The organism is Streptomyces cavernicola (assembly GCF_029968035.1).
In the GTDB taxonomy this organism is placed as follows: domain Bacteria; phylum Actinomycetota; class Actinomycetes; order Streptomycetales; family Streptomycetaceae; genus Streptomyces; species Streptomyces cavernicola.
In genome coordinates, this window is the sequence record NZ_JASCIQ010000017.1 from 20,917 (window position 1) to 40,955 (window position 20,039).

18 protein-coding genes are annotated in these 20,039 nt (G+C 71.8%); 5 read left to right on the forward strand and 13 right to left on the reverse strand.

What is annotated here, in order from left to right; all coding sequences use genetic code 11:
• Nucleotides 1-3: 3 nt before the first annotated feature.
• The 3 genes from QIS96_RS17305 to QIS96_RS17315 form a co-directional block, all read right to left on the reverse strand.
• Nucleotides 4-765, reverse strand: a complete 762-nt coding sequence (locus tag QIS96_RS17305) for an ABC transporter permease (RefSeq protein WP_282543514.1) — start codon at nt 763-765, stop codon at nt 4-6.
• Nucleotides 762-1,610, reverse strand: a complete 849-nt coding sequence (locus QIS96_RS17310) for an ABC transporter ATP-binding protein (protein ID WP_408907206.1) — start codon at nt 1,608-1,610, stop codon at nt 762-764. The genes QIS96_RS17305 and QIS96_RS17310 overlap by 4 nt, the downstream gene beginning before the upstream one ends.
• Before the next feature lie 184 nt (nt 1,611-1,794).
• Nucleotides 1,795-2,835, reverse strand: a complete 1,041-nt coding sequence (locus QIS96_RS17315; protein ID WP_282543515.1) for a polyprenyl synthetase family protein — start codon at nt 2,833-2,835, stop codon at nt 1,795-1,797.
• A gap of 346 nt (nt 2,836-3,181) precedes the next feature.
• On the opposite strand from QIS96_RS17315, the gene QIS96_RS17320 reads away from it, so the two are divergent.
• Both QIS96_RS17320 and QIS96_RS17325 read left to right on the forward strand, forming a co-directional pair.
• Complete coding sequence (locus tag QIS96_RS17320; RefSeq protein WP_282543516.1) at nt 3,182-4,042, forward strand: PP2C family protein-serine/threonine phosphatase; 861 nt, start codon at nt 3,182-3,184, stop codon at nt 4,040-4,042.
• 102 nt (nt 4,043-4,144) lie between these two features.
• Entirely contained in the window at nt 4,145-5,146 is a 1,002-nt protein-coding gene (locus tag QIS96_RS17325) for an MASE1 domain-containing protein (RefSeq protein WP_282543517.1), read from the forward strand.
• Between the two features lie 39 nt (nt 5,147-5,185).
• On the opposite strand, the gene QIS96_RS17330 is transcribed toward QIS96_RS17325, so the two are convergent.
• The 4 genes from QIS96_RS17330 to QIS96_RS17345 are packed head-to-tail and all read right to left on the reverse strand — an operon-like array spanning nt 5,186 to nt 12,488.
• Nucleotides 5,186-9,160, reverse strand: a complete 3,975-nt coding sequence (locus QIS96_RS17330) for an nSTAND1 domain-containing NTPase (protein ID WP_282543518.1) — start codon at nt 9,158-9,160, stop codon at nt 5,186-5,188.
• Nucleotides 9,157-9,588, reverse strand: a complete 432-nt coding sequence (locus tag QIS96_RS17335) for a hypothetical protein (RefSeq protein ID WP_282543519.1) — start codon at nt 9,586-9,588, stop codon at nt 9,157-9,159. The genes QIS96_RS17330 and QIS96_RS17335 overlap by 4 nt, the downstream gene beginning before the upstream one ends.
• Nucleotides 9,589-9,625: 37 nt before the next feature.
• The gene (locus QIS96_RS17340) at nt 9,626-11,848 is read right to left on the reverse strand and encodes an outer membrane protein assembly factor BamB family protein (RefSeq protein WP_282543520.1); all 2,223 of its coding nucleotides are present in this window, start codon (nt 11,846-11,848) and stop codon (nt 9,626-9,628) included.
• A gap of 10 nt (nt 11,849-11,858) precedes the next feature.
• On the reverse strand, nt 11,859-12,488 hold the full coding sequence (locus QIS96_RS17345; protein WP_282543521.1) for a toll/interleukin-1 receptor domain-containing protein: 630 nt from the start codon (nt 12,486-12,488) through the stop codon (nt 11,859-11,861).
• Nucleotides 12,489-12,612: 124 nt separating this feature from the next.
• Here QIS96_RS17345 and QIS96_RS17350 point away from each other — a divergent pair, with 124 nt between their 5' ends.
• Complete coding sequence (locus tag QIS96_RS17350) at nt 12,613-13,806, forward strand: helix-turn-helix domain-containing protein (protein WP_282543522.1); 1,194 nt, start codon at nt 12,613-12,615, stop codon at nt 13,804-13,806.
• 130 nt (nt 13,807-13,936) lie between these two features.
• Here QIS96_RS17350 and QIS96_RS17355 read toward each other — a convergent pair whose 3' ends face one another.
• The 4 genes from QIS96_RS17355 to QIS96_RS17370 all read right to left on the reverse strand — a co-directional run bounded on the left by QIS96_RS17355 (nt 13,937) and on the right by QIS96_RS17370 (nt 16,396).
• Nucleotides 13,937-14,803 (reverse strand): SDR family NAD(P)-dependent oxidoreductase, encoded by an 867-nt coding sequence (locus QIS96_RS17355; RefSeq protein WP_282543523.1) that lies wholly within the window; start codon nt 14,801-14,803, stop codon nt 13,937-13,939.
• A complete protein-coding gene (locus QIS96_RS17360; RefSeq protein ID WP_282543524.1) occupies nt 14,784-15,290 on the reverse strand; it encodes a nuclear transport factor 2 family protein in 507 nt (168 codons plus the stop codon). Before QIS96_RS17360 ends, QIS96_RS17355 begins: the two co-directional genes overlap by 20 nt.
• Nucleotides 15,291-15,706: 416 nt before the next feature.
• Complete coding sequence (locus QIS96_RS17365; protein WP_282543525.1) at nt 15,707-16,108, reverse strand: hypothetical protein; 402 nt, start codon at nt 16,106-16,108, stop codon at nt 15,707-15,709.
• 39 nt (nt 16,109-16,147) lie between these two features.
• The gene (locus QIS96_RS17370; protein ID WP_282543526.1) at nt 16,148-16,396 is read right to left on the reverse strand and encodes a hypothetical protein; all 249 of its coding nucleotides are present in this window, start codon (nt 16,394-16,396) and stop codon (nt 16,148-16,150) included.
• A gap of 89 nt (nt 16,397-16,485) precedes the next feature.
• Between QIS96_RS17370 and QIS96_RS17375 the strand changes: the two genes are divergently transcribed.
• Both QIS96_RS17375 and QIS96_RS17380 read left to right on the forward strand, forming a co-directional pair.
• The gene (locus tag QIS96_RS17375; protein ID WP_282543527.1) at nt 16,486-17,142 is read left to right on the forward strand and encodes a class I SAM-dependent methyltransferase; all 657 of its coding nucleotides are present in this window, start codon (nt 16,486-16,488) and stop codon (nt 17,140-17,142) included.
• Nucleotides 17,139-17,510 (forward strand): NUDIX domain-containing protein, encoded by a 372-nt coding sequence (locus QIS96_RS17380; protein ID WP_282543528.1) that lies wholly within the window; start codon nt 17,139-17,141, stop codon nt 17,508-17,510. The genes QIS96_RS17375 and QIS96_RS17380 overlap by 4 nt, the downstream gene beginning before the upstream one ends.
• 71 nt (nt 17,511-17,581) lie before the next feature.
• On the opposite strand, the gene QIS96_RS17385 is transcribed toward QIS96_RS17380, so the two are convergent.
• Nucleotides 17,582-18,637 (reverse strand): hypothetical protein, encoded by a 1,056-nt coding sequence (locus QIS96_RS17385; RefSeq protein WP_282543529.1) that lies wholly within the window; start codon nt 18,635-18,637, stop codon nt 17,582-17,584.
• Between the two features lie 97 nt (nt 18,638-18,734).
• A complete protein-coding gene (locus QIS96_RS17390) occupies nt 18,735-19,781 on the reverse strand; it encodes a PI-PLC domain-containing protein (RefSeq protein ID WP_282543530.1) in 1,047 nt (348 codons plus the stop codon).
• Between the last annotated feature and the right edge of the window lie 258 nt (nt 19,782-20,039).

Genomic DNA, 20,039 nt, shown 5'->3' on the forward strand with positions numbered 1-20,039 from the left:
ATATCAGCGCTTGAGCGTGGCCGCACTGGCGACGAGTACGAGAATCACGCACACCAGAATCAGCAGCGCGTCCCGCACGAACACCCCCGTGACACCGGGATGCGCGGCGGCCTCGCCCGCGGCCTCCACGGCGTACGTCATCGGCATGACCTTGGCGACCGCCGACAGCGCCCCCTGCATCTCGTCGCGCGGCACGAAAAGCCCGCACACCAGGAACTGCGGCAGTACGCCCGCGGGCAGGAACTGCACGGCCTGGAACTCGTTCCGGGCGAACGCGCTGACCAGCAACCCCAGGGCGAGACCGAGAAGAGCGCCGAGCATCGCGATGACCATCAGCAGGTAGGCGGGCCCCTCGATGTCAAGACCCAGCGGCCCCACACACAACAGGGTGGAGATCACCGCCTGCAGCAGCGCGAGGAACGCGAACGCGAAGCTGTAGCCGAGCACGATGTCGAGCCGTCGCACCGGCATGGTCAGCAGCCGTTCCGCGGTGCCGGTGGTGCGTTCCCGCAGCGTCGACATGGACGCCACCAGGTACATCACGATCACCGGGAAGATGCCGAAGACCTGCGGCCCGATCCGTTCGAAGCTGGACTCGGAGTCGTGGAACATCAACTTGAGCAGCACCATCAGCATGCAGGGAATGCCGAGCAGCAGCGCCGTACTGCCCTTGTCGCGGGAGATCTGGTGCAGCACCCGCACCGCCGTCGCAGCCGTGATGGTCGGCGAGAACGGCAGCCTCTCCACCAGGCGGCCGAGGCTCACAGCCGCGTGTCCGCGGTGGAGAAGGCGGCACGCTCCGCGTCGGCCTCGCCGCCCTGCTCGTGCAGCCCGTACAGACCCGCCAGATCCGGCAACAGGGCCTGCGCGGCGGCCTGTTGACGCTGCCGGGCCTCCGCCGCCTCGGCAGCCTCCACCAAATGCATGAACGCCTCCTCCGTCCCCGTACAGCCGGTGCGCTCCAGCACCGTGGAGCGCGGGGCGCTCGCGAGGAGCCGCCCGGCGCGCATCAACAACAGCCGGTCGCAGCGGTCGGCCTCGTCCATCACATGGCTGGAGACGAGGAGCGTCGTGCCCTCCTCGGCCAGCCGTTGGAAGACCACCCACAACTCCCGGCGCACCATCGGATCGAGCCCCACCGTCGGTTCGTCCATCACCAGCAGGTCGGGCTTGTTCAGCAGCGCCACGGCCAGCGAGACCCGCGAGTACTGCCCGCCGGACAGCCGGGACACCAGCTGGTCCGCATAGCCCGTGAGGTCGACCTCCTTGACCACGCGGACCACCGCGTCCTCCCGGCGCCAGCCCCGCATCCCCAACGCCGCCGCGAAATAGCGCAGGTTCTCCAGGACGGTCAGGTCCGCGTACACCGACGGAGCCTGGGTCACGTACCCGACCCGGGTGCTCAACTGCGCGGCCCCCGCCGGATGTCCGAGAACCTGCACATGGCCGGAGGTGGCCTGCTGCACACCGACCACCGAGCGGAGCAACGTCGTCTTCCCGCAACCGCTCGGGCCGAGCAGACCCACGATGCAACCCCGCGGAACCACGAAGGTCACACCCGACAGGACCGTGTGACTGCCCCGGACCACCTGCAGCCCGTACGCGGACACCGCAGGGAGGTCGCCCTGCAGGGGGGCCGGAATGGACTCGCTCAGGTGCACAACCCCACTACGTTTCCTCACGAAGAGTCCCCTCCCGGGGCGACGGGGGCAGCCGGACAGACGTCACAAAACGCCCCACTGCACAGACAACGGCCCACCCGGCCCAAAGTCACGCCTCCGCAGCGCCCGGAGATCAGGCGTCCCTCCGCACCATGGCCCAGGCGATCTCCTGCAACTGGCGATACACATCCGCCGAAGGCCGCGCGTACGACAACGCCCGCAGAGCCTCGGCCAGTTGACGCCGCGCCTCCTCCTCGGCCGCCTCCCGCCCCCCGGCCCGCTCCACCAACTCGCGCGCGACGACGACCTCCTGCTCGGCCAACGGATGCGGCGACGCGTACAGCGCCCGCAACTCCCGTGCCGCCGCGCCCTCACCGGCGAGCGCCGCCACCACGGGCAGCGACTTCTTGCGCGCCGCGAGGTCGGACCCCACCGGCTTGCCGCTGCGCCTGCTCCGGCCCCAGATGCCGAGCACGTCGTCCGCGCACTGGAAGGCGACACCGAGCCGACGCCCGAACTCCCGCAACCCGCCGACCCGTTCACCGTCCGCGCCCGCGAGCACCCCGCCCAACGCGCAGGCGCAGCCCATCAGCGACCCGGTCTTGCCGCCGGCCATCCCCAGATACTGCGGCACCGACACCGCCGGGGCCTCCTCGAACGCCACATCGGCGCTCTGCCCCTCCACCAACTCCATCAGCGCGCCCACCAGTTCGGCCACCGCCGCGGCCGACCGGCACGGCACGTCGGAGACCGCCCGCATCGCCGCGACGAGCAGCGCGTCCCCCGCGAGGACCGCCGCCGACGTCCCGAACACCGACCACGCCGCCGGACGGTGCCGGCGCAGCGCGTCCCCGTCGATCACGTCGTCGTGCAGCAGGGTGAAGTCGTGCACGAGCTCCACGGCCACGGCACCGGGCAGCGCATCGCGCGCACTGCCGCCGACGGCCAACGCGGACAGCAGAGTCAGCGCCGGCCGGACCGCCTTCCCGCGCCGGGGCGTCGACTCCACCGGAGCCCCGTCGGCCTCCGTCCACCCCCGGTGGTACCCGGCGACCCGGGCCTCGGCGGCCGGCAGCGCCCCGACCGCCTCCCGCAGCGCCGGGACGACCAGGTCGTCGACCCAGCCCAGACGCGGAAACACAGTGTCGGGAACCGGGCCGGTCAGCTGCGACATGCACTACTCCTCAAGAGCTCAGAACAGGGCGGACCCGGCCAGTCAACTCCCGCCGCACCAGCACAAAAAAGCGCAGCACACCACCGCGCCGAAGGATCACCACAGCGGCCCTCAGACCTCATACGGTGACCTCAGCCGAACATCGCATGACCACCGCCGCCCCGGATCCGACCAGGCTGCGACGAGGGCCCGCGAGCCGGCCGTGCCCGCGTACGACCGTGGTCCGCTCCTGGTGCGGCTCGGGCGGACTCCGGGCAGGGTAGGAGGGAGCGAGCCATGTTCGAGCTGCCCGTGGCCGGCATGGGAGGAACTGATGCGAGGGGCTCTCGCTGAACCGGAGTGAGCCATGTCCCGCGGCGGGTCGGTCGACGACGGCGAGGAGCTGCTCCACCGGCTCGGGCTGATGACGGCCCGAGCACGCGAGCTGGCGGCCGCCCAGCGTTCCCGCGTCGAGCTCGCCGTGGAACTGCAGCGCGGCATGCTCCCCGGGGACCTCCCGCACCCAGCCGGCATCAGCGTCGCCGTCGGGTACACGCCCGCCACGCACGGGCTCAACGTCGGCGGCGACTGGTACGACGCGTTCACCCTGCCGGACGGCCGCGTGGCGATGTCCATCGGCGACGTCCAGGGGCACAACATCAAGGCGGCCGCGTTCATGGGTCAGGTACGTGTCGCACTGCGCGCCCTCGCCTCCGTCACCGGGGACCCGGGGGAGCTGCTCCGCCGCACGAACGACCTGCTCGTCTCCCTGGGCTCGGACCTCTTCGCCACCTGTACGTTCCTGCGCCTCGACCCGGTCAGCGGCATCCTGGAGTCCGCGCGGGCCGGCCACATACCCCACATCTGGGCGACCGCCGACGGCCGGTCCGGGGTCTCCGGCGGGGACGGGGGGCCGCCGCTCGGGGTGCTTCCCGGCGCCGAGTACCCCGTGTCGCGGAATCAGCTGACCCTGGGGGGCGTCTTCGTACTCCTGACCGACGGAGTGGTGGAAGGGCCGTCGCTGAACCTGGACGACGGCCTCAGGCAGGTCGCCCGGCTCGCGCAGCTCTCCGTGGTCGCGGGTGTGGGCATCGACGGGCTGGCCGAGGCCGTCATGAAGATGGCGGACACGGTGGGGCACGAGGACGATGCGGCCGTCCTCGTCGTCGGCCACGACGGCGGCACCAGGGGCAGGCTCCTGCCGAACTCCGAGACACCGCAGAGGTGAGCGGCACCAGACCGGAGGAGAGCGACACCGAAAGCCGTGATCGCATCGGCCGCCCGCGTGGTGCGGATGGCTGCGGGCGCGCCGCCGGTGTCTGATAGCCGAGTGGTGGATGCAGAACGATTGCGGCGGCCCGCGAAAACGGCGCTGGAGGCACTCGCCGTCGCGGTGCTGTACTTCGCGGCCGGGCGCCTCGGGCTGCTCGGCGCGCTCGGTGTCGAGGACGTGGTGGTGACGCCCATCTGGCCGCCGACCGGCGTCGCCGTGGCCGCACTGCTCGTCTACGGCGTACAGGTCTGGCCGGGCATCGCGGCCGGCGCCGCCCTCGTCATCGCCTCGCTCACCACGCTGCAGCCCACCGCACTGATCAACATCACCGGCAACACACTGGCCCCGCTCTGCGCCGTCCTGCTGTTACGCCGCGTCGGGTTCCGGCTCGACATCACGCGCCTGCGGGACGGGCTCGCGCTGGTCTTCCTCGGCGCGCTCGCCGCCATGCTCGTCAGCGCGACCATGGGGGTGGGCGGGCAACTCCTGACCGGCGACCTGGCCAGCGACGACTTCTGGCCCCTGTGGCTTGCCTGGTGGGTGGGCGACGCGATGGGCGTCCTGCTCGTCACCCCACTGCTCCTGCTGCTCCTGGCGCCGACCCGGCCCCTCGCGATCGGGCGGTGGAAGGAGCGAGGCTGCCTGTTCCTCGTGGCCGTCGCCCTCGTCCCGCTGGCGGCCGACAGCCCCATGAGCCTGCTCTTCCTCATCTTCCCCCTGCTGATCTGGGCGGCGCTGCGCCTTCGGCTGTTCGACAGCATGGTGTGCGCGCTGTTCGCCTCCGTGTTGGCCACGTTCGCCGCGAACACCGAGACCGGCGCCTTCATGCACATGTCCAACGTCGAGGTCATGGTCAAGCTCCAGGCCTTCAACGGCGCCGCCGCCCTCACCGCGCTGCTCCTTTCCTCCCTGGTCACCGAGCAGCGGGCCACCCGCCGCTCGGTCCAGCAGGCCTGCGACGAACTCGCCGAGGTCCTCGACCACCTCAGCGCGGGTGAGGCGATGCCGGAAGAGGCCGGCTGGCCGGGGTCGGACGGCAACGACGGAACCAGGACCTGAGGCCCGGGTCGCCGGCGCCGGCTGCCACCCGGCCAGGCCCTACCGGGTGGTCGCACAGGGCGGGTCGTACGGCAGTTCGGGAACGTATCGGGTCCATTGCCGGCGGCTCAGAGCGCCGGAGCTCGCGTCGCAGACACGGCTGATGGCGGACTCGACCTTCAGGTCCCAGAGCGTGGCCACACCGTCGTCGGTGGTGGCCGCGAGGGTGTCACCGTCCGGACTGAACGCGAGCACGGCGGCGAATCCGGTCTCCACGGTCAGCGGCCGGCCGATGGGGGCGGGACGGTCGGGATCGGTGACGTCCCAGAGGTTGATGGTGCCGTCGTCGGTGTGGCCGGCCGCTGCGAGGGTGTTCCCGTCGGGGCTGAAGGCCACCGACCACAGGCTGCCGCCGGGCACGGTCAGGGGACTGCCTCTGCGGGTGAGGTGGTGGGGGTCGGTGGCGTCCCACAGGGTGACGGTGCCGCGGCTGTTGCCGGTGGCGAGCGTGCGGCCGTCCGGGCTGAACGCCACCCAGGTGCTGGTGGCGGTCGGCTGGGGGATCGGCTTCCCGATGCGGACCCCGGGGTCCGTCGTACTCCACAGACCGACCTCGCCGTTGCTGCCGTCGCCGCCCGCCGCCAGCATCGTGCCGTCGCGGCTGAACGCCAGGGACTGGACGGATCTCGTGCGGTCGTTGGAGATCTCGGCCTTGGTGACGGGCTTCGCAGGGTCGCTGACGTCCCACAGGGCGATGCTGCCGTCCTCGTCGTCGCCGGCCGCGGCCAAGGTCTTGCCGTCCGGGCTGAACACCACGGAGAAGATGAGCCCGTCCGCCCCGGTGAGGGTCTCACGGAGGCGAACGGGACGGCTGGGGTCGGCGGTGTTCCACAGGGTGACCTTGCCGCCGCTGTCGCCTACGGCCAAGGTGCGCCCGTCCGGGCTGAACGCCACGGCGTTGACCGGGTCCTCGGGACCGGTGAGCGGATCGCCCCGGGGCACGGGGTGGCGGGGGTCGGCGGTGTCCCACAGCGAGACGGTCTCGTTCTGGTTTCCGGCGGCCAGGGTGCGCCCGTCGGGACGGAACGCCACGGATGCCACGTTGCCGCCGGCGCCGATGATCCGGGTGGGCGGCAGATTCCACAGATCGACGTTGCCGTCGGTGTTCCCGGCGGCGAGGGTGCGGCTGTCGGGGCTGAACACCAGGTCGGTCACCGCGTCGCCGGGACCGGTCAGCGGCCGACCCAGCGGGGCGATGGCCTTGGGGTGGCTGACGTTCCACAGATAGACGGCGTGGTCGGCGCTGCCGGCCGCCAGGGTGTGGCCGTCCGGGCTGAACGCCAGCGACATGACGGGTTGGGCGGGACCCGTCAGCGGCTTGCCCAGCGGGGTGGGGTGGCCGAGGTCCGCGACCTTCCACAGACGGACCCTGCTGTCGTTGGAACCGGCGGCCAGGGTGTGGCTGTCGGGGCTGAACGCCAGGGAGTTGACGTGGCGTCCGGCCTTCACGGAGCGGCCGCGGTCGGGGTGGGCCGGGTCGGCGGTGTTCCACAGCCGGATGGTGCCGGCGTCGTCGTCGCACGCGGCGGCCAGGGTGCGCCCGTCGGGGCTGAACGCCACGCGGTGGGAGAAGACCTTGGGGCAGTCGAGGCTCAGGGGCGCTGCCGCGGGCGGGACGTCGTCGGGGTCGGTGACGTTCCACAGGCTGACGAGTCCGGCGTGCCATCCGGCGGCCAGGGTGCGGCCGTCGGGGCTGAACGCCAGCGATTCGACGGTGGTCGCCGCGTCGAAGCCCTTGATGTGGGGACTCTTCAGCTGGCCGAGCAGGTCCGGGTGGCTGGGGCTGGTCAGGCTCCACAGTTCGACGAATCCGCCGGAACCGGCGTTGCCGTGGCCGGTGGTGTCGCCGCCGATGGCCAGCGTCCGGCCGTCCGCACTGAACGCGAGCGACCGGATCGAGGTGACGTGGCGGTCCACGGGCAGGGGTTTGCCGAGCGCCACCGGACGGCCGGGATCGGAGACGTCCCACAGCCGGACGAGGTTCTGGCGGACGTTCCCGGCCGCCAGCAAGTGCCCGTCGGGGCTGTAGTCCACGGTGTACACCACGCCGCGCGGGCCGGGAAGCCGGGTGGCCAGCGGTGTGTTCTGAGTCGAGATGAGCCGGGACGCCGCCTTCGAGGTCGGGTCCATGCGGTAGGCGGTCAGGGCGAGTTGGGCGGACAGCGAGGGATCGGTCGGCGCCAGTTGCACGGACGCGGAGGTGACGGCGGCGTTGATGGCCTCGTTGCGGGATCGCAGGGCCTGGGCGGCGGCTTCGCGGGCTTGGGACTCCTGCTGGAAGGCGAACACCGCGGCCAGCGAGGCGAGCACGGCCAGGGCGGTGATGGCGGCGACCGCGCCGCGCCGCAGCCGTTGCCCGCGCCGCTGGTGGTGGCGGGCGGCTGCCAGGAACGCCCGTGCGACGCCGCTGAGTTCAGGCCCGTGCGTCTCGGCCCAGGCGAGGGCGGCCTCCAGGCGGTTGCCGCGGTACAGCACGGCGGTCTCCCGGCCGGCCTGCTCCCAGAGCGCGGCCGCCTCCTCCAGATCCTGTCGTACGAGGTTCCCGTTGCGGTCGTGTTCGATCCAGTCCCGCAGCCGGGGCCAGGCGCGGATGAGTACCTCATGGGTCATCACCACCGTGTCGTCCTGGTCCCGGGTCAGCAGCCGGCCACCGGTGAATTCGGTCAGGACCTTTTCGGCTGCTTCCCGGTCCGGTGCGTGGCGCAGCAGCTCCTCGTACCGGACGCGGCGGCGGCTGTCGTCGGCGTCGCGTCCCACGATGACGAGCCGCAGGAACACCCACCGCGCGGCCTCGTGGCAGGGCGGCGGCAGGGAGTCGTAGAGCCGGTTCGCCGTGGTGGCGACGGCGCCCTGGATGCCGCCGGTGACGCGGTATCCGTCCACGGTGAGCGTATGGCCGTGGCGCTGCTGCCAGGTGGCCCGCAACGCGTGTGCGAGCAGCGGCAGTCGGCCCGTGGTGCTCGTACCGACCGGGCCCCCGGCCGCGCCCAGGTCCGCGAGGAGCACCTCGACCAGGCCGTCCTCGACGTCGAGTCCCACGTTGCCGGCCGGGCGGCGGATCGCCTGCTTGAGTTCGTCCTCCGTCATCGGCTCAAGGAGGACCGGTCCGGCCTGGAGCGCCGCCCGGAGCTGCGGATGGGCCGTGCACGCGGCATAGAAGTCCGCGCGCACTCCGAGGACCACGGCCGCACCGCCCGCGGGCCGGGCCAGACGGTCCAACATGTCGATGAACCACTGCCGTTCGGTCTCGTCGCCGCAGGCGGTGAAGACCTCCTCGAACTGGTCGACCACGACGACCAGGCCCGCGGAGCGGGACTCCCCGGTGGGCGCCGGTCCGTCGGCTCCGGCGATCTCACGGAGCTCGGCGAGGCACCGTTCGGGGTCGGCCCGCCACTCCGGTGCCGTGCTCCGGGCGGCCTCGGCGTCCAGGCCGGCGGCGGCCGCCAGTGCCAGGGCCGGGGACGCCGTCGGGGTCAGCAGCAGCCGCCGCCAGGTACTCGAACCCGCCACCGGAAGCCGGCCGTCGGCCAGGGCCGGCAGCACTCCGGCCGCGAGCAGGGACGACTTCCCGGCCCCCGAGGGGCCGATCAGCACCAGCGGGCCGCCCTCGCGCATCCGGGCGTCCATCCGCTCGCACACGAGGTGAGCCATCCGCTCGCGGCCGTAGAACCACTGCTTGTGCTGCGCGCCGAACGGGGCCAATCCCGGGTACGGGCACAGCACTTGGTCGGCGCCGGGGCCGGGCACGGTTCTGCGCCCCTCGTCGCCGACGCGGACGTGCAGGTCGCGGCCGGCTTGGAAGGAACTGCCCCCTCCCGTCACGGTCGCCTCCAGCCGTTTCGGCTGCCAGAGGGGCGGGCCGTCGGGGCGCGGCCCGTTGGAGGGCGGCCCGTTGGAGGGCGGCCCGTCGGAGGAGGGCGGCCCGTCGGAAGGCGTCCCCTCGGAGGGCGAGGCGCCGGTGCTGCGTTCCGTCACGCCTGTCCGCCCCTGGTGACCGTCATGTCCCGGCCGGCCAGGAATGCGTCGCCGTCGGAGACGTGTGCCTCCAGCGTCATCGAGCCCGTGACCTGCTGTTCCGGGGTTTCGGCAGCCCGCAGTTCCGCGCCGAACAGCGCGCGCAGCTCGTCGACGGCGTCCGGCCGCGTGGCCAGCAGCCGGATGATGCGGGCCTGCCACTCGTCGACAAGCAGCCCCTGGAGCTCCTGCCCGTCGCCCGTCTGCTGCGCCTGCAGCAACTCGCCGCGCGCATCGTCGAGTTCTTCCTCCACGCGCTCCGGGTGCGCGGACCGCCACAGCGACAGGACCGAGGACTTGACCGCGGTCCAGCCGTCCGTCGCCAGCAGATCGATCAGGCGTGCCGCGGCCACCGATGCCAGGCCGGCGAGTTCCACACTCGTCTCCATGTCTTCTCCTTCGTCTCTTACCGCCCGTGGGCCGCGGTTACCGCCCGTGGGCCGCGATCGCGGTCAGTGTCAGGTGGGACGCGATGAACACGCGGTCGCCGCCCACCGTCCACAGGAACCCCACGTCCGGCTGCCCGGGGTCTGTGTATTTCCAGCGGGCCTTGCCGGTGGCCGCGTCGATGGCCCACAGCGTCTTGGCGCTGTCGGTGGCGAAGACGGTGTCGGCCGAACACTGCGCGCTTCTGCCGGAGACCCGGAGGGAGGCTTTGAACAGGTTGGAACCGCCGATGTCGCTGGCCCCGTCGAGCCTCGCGATCCACTGCAGCTTGCCGTCGGCCGTGGCCAGGGCAACCAGGTCGCTGCCGACCGGCACGTAGACGGTCGCGCCGTCAAGGCCGGCGAACGGGGCGCCGATCCGGGCCTTGCCCCCGTCCTTCGCGGCGAAGACTTGATGCCACTTCTCGTCGCCCGTGGCCGCGTCGACGGCGAACAGCTTGTCGCCGTCGCCGCCGGCGAACAGGAACAGTCCGGCGGCGAAGCACGTCAGCGGCCAGCCGGTGCTGAAGTAGTACCCGGCGTACGGGAAGGACACCTTCCAGCCGCGGGCGCCTTTCCTGCCGGCGTCGATCATCTGGACGCGGCCGGCTTGCTTACCCGGCACGGCCGAGGCGGCCAGCAGATGTGAACCGGAGGGCGGCACGAGCACGTTGTTGATGTCCGTGCCTCTGACCTGCCAGCGTCGCTTGCCGGTGGCGGCGTCGAACGCACGGATGTAGCCGGTCGTCGGATCCTCGGCCGAGAACTCTCCGTCAATCTCGAGCAAACTCCCGCATACATAGACCGTGTTGCCTGCGACCGCCACATAGCTGCTCACGTACCTCGTCACATCCGTGCCGCCGCCGGGATCGGCGTCGGCCATCTTGGTCGCCCACTTCGCCTTCCCGCTGGTCGCGTCGAACGCCGCAAGGAGGCCTGACTTACTCGGTGTGTCGCAGAGCAGGTAGAAGACTCCGTCCGCGTACGCCGTCGGGTACTTGCCGCTGCTCGTGCCGGAGTCGTTGGTCGTGTTCAGCTTCGGGTTCACGGATTTCCCGGTTGCGGCGTCCAGGAAGGACGTGGCGGTGTCCGTGACCACCATGACCACCTTGTCGGACGCCTCCAGGCAGGTGGGGGCGTTCTTTCCGGCGCCTGACCAGGCCTTGGCGGCGTCGGGTCCGTCCAGAACGACCGGTTCCGGCTCGTCCTTCGAGGACGGCGAGGCGGAGGCCGACGTGGACGGCCTGCCCGACGGAGAGCCCGGCCGCGCACTGGACCCGGGCCCGCCGGCCCGGCCGCCGGGTGCCGGTGACGAGTCGCCGGAGAGGGCGAATGCCGCCGCGGCTCCGCCGAGCACGGCCGCGCCCCCGGCCAGGCCGATGATGAGCTTCCGACGGCTGACGCCCGCGCCGGCGGCGATCACCGGCGGAGGAACCGAACCCCCGGCGCCGTCCCCGGCGGACACCGACCCCACCGCCGCGGTCGCGGCGGCCATGTCGGCGGTCACCGCAGGCGGCAGCCAACTGCCCGCCAAGGAAGGCAAGTTCTGCCGCCTCAGGTACTCGACGAGTTGCTCCGCGGTGGGACGGTCCGGCGGTTCCGGGTACAGGCAGCCGCCGATCACCTCGCGCAGCGACACGGGGAGGGCGTCCTGGTCCGGCTCCTCTCCGGAGGCCGCGAACAGCACGGTCGACCCGAGGTCGAACATGTCGTCCGTCGGCGAGGGGGCCGGGGCGGCGTCCGCTCCCGTGATCCCCAGAGCGGTGATGCGGGGCCCGTCCATGGTCAACAGCACCGAGTCCGGGCTCACTTCGCCGTGGACCGCCCCGGCCGCGTGGAGTACGGCCAACGCCTGGGCGAGGCCGTCGGCGAGCATCCGCAGAGCGGGTTCGGACAGCGGTCCGTGCCGGTCCACCGCCTGCCGGAGCGGCAGTCCGGCGGTGAACCCGGTCGCCAGCCAGGGAACCGGCGCGTCGACGTCGGCATCCACGACCGGTACGAGGAAGGCGCCGGACAGCGTCCGTGCCGTCTCGACGGCCGTACGGAACCGATCCCGGAACCCCGGGTCCGCGGCGAGTTCGGGCCCCACGACCGTGACCGTGACGAGCCGCCCCTCGTCCGTGCGGGCCGCGAGGACTTCGCACCCGCGGACGACCGTGCTCTGCCGGCCGAGCAGCGCGTAAGGCCCGATCCGCCCGGCGTCTTCTGCTCCGGGATGGTCCATCGTCCGCTCCTCACGCCAGCCTGATCGTCTGATCACGGGCCGCCTGGTAGGCGCTGCCGCCACCGGACACATGGGCGGTCATGGTCACCGACGGCTCCGGGGCGGCGGCGGTCGGCGCCGTCCCTTGCCCGGGTCGGGCAGCGGGCTCGGTGTCGGGGCCGGTATCGGTGTCGGCGCCGGACAGGAGAGCGGTCAGCGCGTCACCCAAGTGCGCAAGCCCGTCCGGCAGATGAGTCTCCGGAACGCGGACGAACTGCAGGCGGGCCAGCTCCGCGATCTCGGCCGGCAGCGCCGATGCGTCGGGCAGCATCGTCGCGTCCCCCAGCAGGACCGGTACGACGCGGTTTCCCGCCCGTAGAGCTGTCGCGATCTCCACGCGGACCCAGTCGTGAGCCCGGTCCAGGAGCCGCACACCGTCCTCGCCCCGTGCGTCGAGCCACCCCGGCCCGATCAGTACGCACATGAGCTCGCATTCGGCCGCCTGCCGCCGCAGGATCTCGGCGAAATCGGCCCCGGGCGGTATCGACCGGCCCGACTTGAAGATCTCGTCGGCGCCCAAGCGGCCGGACAGTGCGCGGTGGACGCGGTCTCGCATCCACCGGGAGTCCGCCTTGCGGAAACTGAGGAAGACACGCGGCACAACTGCCCCCTTTCTGACGCGAGTTGACGTCAGGATTCGTGCTCACCCTAGGGCGGGAGTACGCGCTCGGTGGCTATTCGCGAAGGATTGAATAGCGGACGTGAGGCTCCGTACGCTGGCCGGTATGGACCCGGTGGAAAGCGCGGCAGGGACGGTCTCGGCGGGGAGATCGACCGGCACGCGTCTGCCGCCGGGCGACTTCGGCGTCGTCCTGGCCACGCTCCGGGCACGTCGGGGGTGGAGCGTGCGCGAGTTCGCCCGGCGCGCGAACGTGTCCGAAGGGCAGATCTGCAATCTGGAGAGCGGATCGCGCAACCCGACGCCCGCTGTGGCGGCGGCATGTGACGCGGCCTTGGGCACCGGCGGCCGACTCGTCGAGCTGGCCGGGGCCGGCCGCCGCGAGCCCCGGGCCGAGGTCGTCGAGGCCGGCCCCGTGGTCGCCGGATACGAGCGGGTCCTCGGGGAGCTGAAGGACATCGGCAGATCCACCGGACCGAGGTTCGTCCTCTCTTCGATGAAGTCGATCACGCGGATCCTGACGGACGCCGGTCCGCACGCCGCCGGCGAGCAGCGAGCCGAAATCTGGCTGCTGGCCTCGAAGTTCGCCGAATACACCGGGTGGATGGCACAAGAGGCGGGAAATACCGCGGAGGCGTTGCGCTGGACGAATCTCGCGGTCCGCTGGGGCGCACACGGCGGGGACGAGACGGTGGCCGCGTACGCCCTGGTCCGCAAGGCGTTCATCGCCCAGCATCGCGGTGACACCGATGCGGCGATCGGATTCGCCGACCAGGCGGCCGGGCACCCGGCGGCCGACCCGGTGATCCGCGCGCACGCCGCGCGACGCGCGGCCCAGGGGCATGCGCGCCTCGGCGACGCGGGGGCCTGCCGGGAGGCACTGGAGCGGTTCAGCAGCCACGCCGCCGAGGCCACCGGCGATCCGCCCCCTCACTGGGGCCCGCGCATCGAGAACGGCAACCCTCGGCTCATCGAGGCGTCCTGCATGCTCAGCCTCCGTCGCTTCGAGCCGGCCGCCGACCTTTTCGCCGCCGAGCTCCGACGCCGGCCGGCCGTCCCGGCGGACAGCAACTCCCAAGCCCGCTTCGCAGTTCGGCAGGCGACCGCCCTGGCCGGCGCGGGCCGCCTCGACGACGCCTGTCAGATCGTCGAGGCCACGCTGCCCGTGATCGAGCGCATCGACTCGGCCACCGTCCGCGCGGAGTTGGGCCGTTTCGTGGAACAGGCCAGGACCCGGAGAGCCAGCCCGGGTCAACTCGCCCTCTTCGACACGTCGGCCGCCCTCGCCGGCGGCCGCTGACCGAGCCATCCGGTGAAGGCCGGCCTGGCCGCGGGTCGACTGCGCTCGACCGCGCCGGGGGCGGGGCGGGGGCGGGGGCCGGATGAGGTGACGCCGGCGACCGAAGCCGACGTCACCTGCCGGCCCGCGCTCAGTACAGCGGCCCACCCCCGAAGAACTCCCGGTGGGACACCGCACGGCGGCCGTCCGGTTCCGTGACGCCGTACTCCGCGGCCAGTTCGGTGACGACGAAGGTGTGCCCGCTGCGCCGCGAGGCGAGCTCCTTGTCGTCGGCGAGCCGGGCGATCACCGTGCCGACGAACTCGGGCGACTCCGCGTCCGCGAGCCGGAACCCGGCGACTTCCTCGATGCCCGTCTCCACGAGCCCGTCCGTACGCACCAGACCCGGCCACAGGGACACCGCGCTCACTCCCACGCCCGCCTCGCGGAACTCGTGCGCCATGTCGGCGGCCATTTTGTCCAGGCCGGCCTTGGACACCCCGTACGGCACGGAGTGCAGGTGGGCGCGGGCGCCGAAGGAGGAGATGTTGACGATCAGTCCGCTGCCGCGCGCCGTCATGTGCCGGGCCGCGAACACCGAGGCCGCGTAGTGCGCCCGCAGGCCGACGCCGACCAACGGCTCCCAGTCGTCCACCGGCCGCGTCCAGAACGGCGCGTCGAACCCGCCGAAGCCGTCCGGCGCCGCCCACACGTTGTTCACCAGGAGGTCGAGACGCCCGTGCGCGCGTACGGCCGCCTCGACCGCCGCCTCGGTCTGCGCGTCGTCGCGGTGGTCGCAGCGCAGCCCGACCGCCGTGCCGCCGGCCGCTTCGATCCGTCGCACGGTCTCTGCCTGCGGGCTGCCGGGCCCCGGCTCGCCGCGCCCGGTCACGTACACCGTCCAGCCGTGTGCGCCCAACGCGACGGCGACGCCCCGGCCGACCCCCTTGCCGGCGCCCGTCACCAGAGCAACTCGCCTCTCCGGCCCGCCCCGGGAGTCATCCTCGTACGACGTCATCGAACTCCCCTTCCTCGACGCGGAACCCCTCGGGCAGCGGCCGCGTCAGCGACCACAGGGTGCGGAAGTGGTGCTTGGCGAGGCGCCACTCGCCGTCCTCGACCACATAGCGGTCCTCGTACTCGCCGCAGAGCACCCGCTCCGTCTCCTCGGCGAGGTTCAGCTGCCGGAACCGCAGCGTCCACCGACCCGTGGCCTCCGTCGCCGAGACGAAGTCGATCTGCGGATGCACGGCGTGGTGCATGTCCAGTACGAGATGGCCCTGCTCCCGGCGGGCCAGCGCGATCTCGGTGAACAGCCGTACCAGGTCCTCGACTTCGGCGAAGGCGCCCAGCTCGCCGTAGTCGATGTCGGCGCCCGCGCGCACGAAGCAGTCCCGGAACCCCTGCGGATCCTTGCGGTCGCAGGCCCGCAGATAGCGGTACTTGAGCTGTTCGATCTCCACGCGCGCCTCCAGCCGCGCGACACGCTCCTCCAGCGAGACCATCCCCAGCCTCCTTCTTCCTGCCGGTACGCGACGAGCCTCTTGCCGGTACGCGACGAGCGCCCGGTCCCGGCACGTTAGGGAGCCCGGCGGGCCCGAGCGAGGCGGGTTTCCCGGTGGGTGGGAAACGGGGCGGGGCGGGCCGCCGCGCCACGACTGGTTCCCCGTGGACGACGGCCTGTCGGCCCTGCCCAAGGCCGCGAACGAGGCACTGGTGCGCGGCAGCAGGCGTGGTGGACGAGGAGCGGGAGGAGCGGGCCCGCGCCTGGGTGCCGATGCGCCGCTGGGGCAGCGCCGAGGACGTCGGCAACGCCTGCGCCTTCCTCGCCTCCGGCCAGGCCTGATACGTGACGGGCCGACGCCTCTCGGTGTCCGGGGGGTTCGGGGGGTACGGGGCCCAGGCGGGGCCTAGGGGGTGGTCACCACTTGACCTGGTGGAACTCCATCGTCCCGAAGGTCGTGAAGTCCATCGCGTAACTCCACAGCGCGTACCTCTGCTCATCGGCGCGGCGATAGGTCTTGCCGAAACCGTTGTCGACGATCTCGTTCCAACGGTCGCCCTGTCCGTAGTGCGCGAACAGCCGGTCGTTCCGCCGTGACGCGTCTTCGTCGGACTCCGCCGGGGTCTGGTAGATCACCTCGTGCAGGCGGGCATGCCAGAACGTGAGAAGCATGTGGCCGCCGGCGACCGCATACCCGTACATGACCGCGTCAGCAGCCTTCTCATGATGGTCGGAGAACTCGAGATCGCCGGGGATCCGCACCTCGTCAGGCGTACGCAGCAACTCCGGCAACGGCAGGTCATCCAGGAAGCTGTTCACGAGGGGCGACCCTAGCCTGTGTCCCGCCGCCGAGGAGCCCTAACCCTGCTGCGGCGGCACCCGGTTGAGTCTGCGCCGGACGAACGACGCCATCTTCGCGTCCAGCCGCACATGCAGCTGCGTATGCCCGCAGGCTGCGCAGACGTAGGCGTCGAACACCGGATTCCTCGCTCTGAGGCTGCTTGCTCCCGGCGGGCGGATCCCGGCCTGTGCCACGTACTCGCCCCAGTACACCTCGCCGCCGCCGCACACCCCGCAACGCCCCTTGCGCATGTCCCCATCGGCCATGGGACGAGCCTAGGCGTCCCGCTTCGACGGAAGAGCAGCAGGGGCGCAGGATTCCACGTCCCCACGTCGCCTCGCCTACCCTTTCCTCCATGAGCCGATGGGAAGAGTTGACCGGTGGGACGTCCGGCGAGGACTACGCCGCCAGGTTCGCGGCGCTGGCCGACAGCGGCAAGAACATGCACGGCGAGGCCCAGTTCTGCGCCGCGCTGGTGCCCGCCGGGGCGCGCGTCCTGGACGCCGGGTGCGGCACCGGCCGGGTCATGATCCGCTTGGCGGAGCTCGGGTACGACTGCGTCGGGGTCGATCTCGACGCCTCCATGCTGGCCGTGGCGCGCAAGCAGGCGCCTGAACTCCCCTGGATCCAGGCCGATTTGGCCACACTCGACCCGGCGGACCTCCCTGGTGACGGTGACGGTGAAGGTGACGCCGGCTTCGACCTCGTGGTCGCCGCCGGCAACATCTTCCCGCTCCTCGCGACGGGCACCGAGGCCACAGTGGTCGGCCGCCTGGCCGCGGTGCTGCGTCCGGGCGGCCTCCTCGTCGCCGGATTCGGCCTGGACCGAGCCCACCTGCCGGTACCGCCCAGCATCACCCTGCAGGAGTACGACGCCTACTGCGCCGAGGCCGGCCTCACCCTCGTCGACCGCTTCGCGACCTGGGACGCGGAACCCTACGAGGGCGGTGGCTACGCCGTCAGCGTCCATCGGGCGCATCGCGATGCACCTGGTCACGGGCGCCCTCAGTGAGCTCTGCCGAGCCGTTCACCCGTATCAAGATCCGCGTCGCCGCAGCCTTGTTCAACGGCGATGAGGCCGCCCTCATCCACCGCACCAAGGACGGTCAGGACCAGTACACCCTGCCGGGCGGTAACGTCGAACCCCGCGAGCCCGTCCATCGGGCCCTCGCGCGTGAACTCGACGAAGAACTGGGCCTCGGCCTCGCAGACGCGGGCAGTGTCCCGCAGCTGACCTGGATTCAGGACGCCATGGTCACCCGCCCCGGTTCCACCCCGCCTCGCAAACTCCACCTGGTCTTTCGCGTCCACATCGACGATTCCACCCGCGCTCGCTTGCGCACTGTCGAGCACGACGACACCAACTACCGCTGGATCTGACCCCCGTGGAGGGCGACGGCCCGTCCCGACGCCCCCCCGCAACCATCGATGAGGCGGGCTGAACCCATCGATCAGGCGAGCTTCACGTCGGTGCAACCGTGCTCGCCCGCGGAGCGCTCGGCGAACTGCTGCAGTGCTTCTCGCGCGTAACGGCGCTGCGGCTCGGGGTCGTTGTCGTAGGCGCGGTAGTCGATGGCGAACACCGCCTCCCGTGGCGAGCCAGGGCACGTCGCCTCCGCCCGGAACAGGTAGTCCGTCCGCAGCGGGTCGGTCGACTCGAACTCCCTGCCGGTCTGCGTCTTCCAGCGCTGGTCGTCCGCGAAGGTTCCGTAATAGGCGGACAGGCGGAACAAGGACCGGCCCTTGTCGTCGATCAGCAGGCAGTCCTCGACCGGCGCGCGGCCGACCGCTGTCTCATGGGCACGCGTGATCAGCCAACCCGGTGTGACGCCTGCGCACGTGCCGTCCGCCGCGGTGAGGGACGGCGCGGCGGGGTAGGTCTCCCGCCGGTGAGCCAGCGGCTCGACCTGCTCGACGCGTCCGCCGGACCGGGCGTCGCAACCGTACTCGCGGGCGGCGGCGTCCGCGGTCCTCGTCGCGAACCGGGCCAGCCGTACGCGCTGCGCCGGCTCCTGGTACGACTGCGGGCCCCAGTGGCTCACGAACACGGTCAGGCTGTCGCCGGCGCGCGGCCCGTTCGTGTTCCGGCAGTCGGAGACGACGGTCGCGGTCGCGCCGTCGTCGTCGACGTTCACCATGCCGGACCAGCCGGCGCCGATCGGCACGGGGACGGAGGTGTAGGGAGAGGTGGCGTCCCGCCCGGAGACGGTGTGCGGGCCCCACGCCTTGGAGCGCCACTCCATCGTGACCACGGCCCGCTGCCGGTACCCGCCGGGTCCGTCCAGCCAGCAGGTGACCGGCGGGCTGCCCTCGTCCGAAGACTTCCCTCCCGCCACGTCGCTGTGGCTCGTCCTGCCGCTGACGTCGTCGGTGCCGAGCAGCGCGCGCGTGTGCTCGACGGACACCGCGCCGTCACAGGCATCGGCCACGGACCGCTCGTCGCGCCACCTGTCGTAGCCACCGCTGAAGTAGAAGTACCCCGCGGCGACGACGAGCAGCGCCAGCACCCCGGCACCCGTTCGTCTGCCCCGCCTGACCAGTGTCTCCCGCTTCACTTCACGCCCCCCGTTGTCTTGTCATGAACAGGGACGTGACCTTAGCGGTTCAGCTGCCGAAGGGGATGTCCCGGCTCGTGGCCATGCGGCGGCTGTCCGGGTGCGCCTCGACGTAGTCGCGGATGTACGAGAGCGACTCCCGTACGCCGCTGTCGTCCGTGCCGCAGCCCTTCAGGCCGCTGACGCCGTCGGGGTAGCAGGACATCCGGTTGCCGTAGATCAGCGCGTCCACGGCGGCGCCGCCGTCGGAGTCGGCGGAGGTGTCAAGGAGGGTCTCGGCGCGCTCCCGGTCGCCGGGGCCGACGGTCCAGCCGACCGTGCGGGCGAGCTCGCCGCGGTCCCGGGCCTTCCCGCCGGCCTGCAGCTCCGCGCGGATGCTGCCGAACTTCAGGGCCATGCTGAACAGGCCGTTGTCCATCACACGCTGGTTCTGCGCGATGGCCGCGCCGTGCTCGGCGTAACCGTCTCGGACGTCCGCGTAGTCGCCGCTGTAGGCGACGCCTTCCTTACTGTTCAGGCTGCCCGTCACGTCCTTCCAGCCGCGGCCGCCCTCGGTTCCGTAGAAGCCGTAGAGCACCCGGATGCCCTGGCTCTCCAACTTGTTGCGGGCCAGATCCCGCAGCGCGACCGCAGAGCACTGCTTCCGCTTCGGATCACTGCTCTCGCACCAGTCGGGGTTCTTCATGTCCAGCCAGACGAACGAGACCTGACGCCCCGTCCGATGCTCCTTGGCCACCTGGTCGAACATGTCGGCCATCGTGTCGCCGTAGCTGGTGAGGGTGCCGTCGTGGTCGGCCCACCAGCCTTCCTTCCAGGCCGTGGCGTCGATCTCCAGGGCGTTGGCGCCGTCCCGGAGCGCCGCGGTCACGCCCTGAGTGGTGAGCACGCGGTGAGCGATGGCCCAGGTGGGCCGCTGCTGGCCGTGGCCGGCCCGCTCCGCGGACTCCTTGCCGGACTCCTTGCCGGACTCCTTGCCGGAGTCCTGGGCGGGTGCGGCGCTCTGGGTCGCGGCTGCGGCCGCGGTGCCGACGGCGGCGGTGCAGAAGGCCAGGGCCAGCGGAAGCAGTGTCCTGCGGCGTCTGCGTACGGCGCTCATCCGGACGGGGTCCTCTCTGTCGTTCCGGGCTGCCGCGTGGGGGATGGCAGCCCGCTCGCTGTCCGGCGCCCGGGGTGCGGCCTGGGCGGACAGCAGGCAAAACTCGTAGGAGCTTATGCGGACTTACCATCCGGTAACCAGTGAGTGTGACGTAAGTAACCGGTCGGTAACCTGGCCCTCGCGGTGCCGTCGGGATTCACCGGGTTCCTCCGAGGGTGCCCCATCCTTCAGGGCGGGGAGGAATCGGACTCCTGCGGA

Excerpts from the sequence above, each read along its gene's own strand:
- QIS96_RS17315 (WP_282543515.1), bottom strand. The coding sequence starts at position 2,835 with ATGTCGCAGCTGACCGGCCCGGTTCCCGACACTGTGTTTCCGCGTCTG.
- QIS96_RS17370 (WP_282543526.1), bottom strand. The coding sequence starts at position 16,396 with ATGGCCGATGGGGACATGCGCAAGGGGCGTTGCGGGGTGTGCGGCGGC.
- QIS96_RS17335 (WP_282543519.1), bottom strand. The coding sequence starts at position 9,588 with ATGGAGACGAGTGTGGAACTCGCCGGCCTGGCATCGGTGGCCGCGGCA.
- QIS96_RS17355 (WP_282543523.1), bottom strand. The coding sequence starts at position 14,803 with ATGACGTCGTACGAGGATGACTCCCGGGGCGGGCCGGAGAGGCGAGTT.
- QIS96_RS17320 (WP_282543516.1), top strand. The coding sequence starts at position 3,182 with ATGTCCCGCGGCGGGTCGGTCGACGACGGCGAGGAGCTGCTCCACCGG.
- QIS96_RS17360 (WP_282543524.1), bottom strand. The coding sequence starts at position 15,290 with ATGGTCTCGCTGGAGGAGCGTGTCGCGCGGCTGGAGGCGCGCGTGGAG.
- QIS96_RS17375 (WP_282543527.1), top strand. The coding sequence starts at position 16,486 with ATGAGCCGATGGGAAGAGTTGACCGGTGGGACGTCCGGCGAGGACTAC.
- QIS96_RS17350 (WP_282543522.1), top strand. The coding sequence starts at position 12,613 with ATGGACCCGGTGGAAAGCGCGGCAGGGACGGTCTCGGCGGGGAGATCG.
- QIS96_RS17390 (WP_282543530.1), bottom strand. The coding sequence starts at position 19,781 with ATGAGCGCCGTACGCAGACGCCGCAGGACACTGCTTCCGCTGGCCCTG.
- QIS96_RS17340 (WP_282543520.1), bottom strand. The coding sequence starts at position 11,848 with ATGGACCATCCCGGAGCAGAAGACGCCGGGCGGATCGGGCCTTACGCG.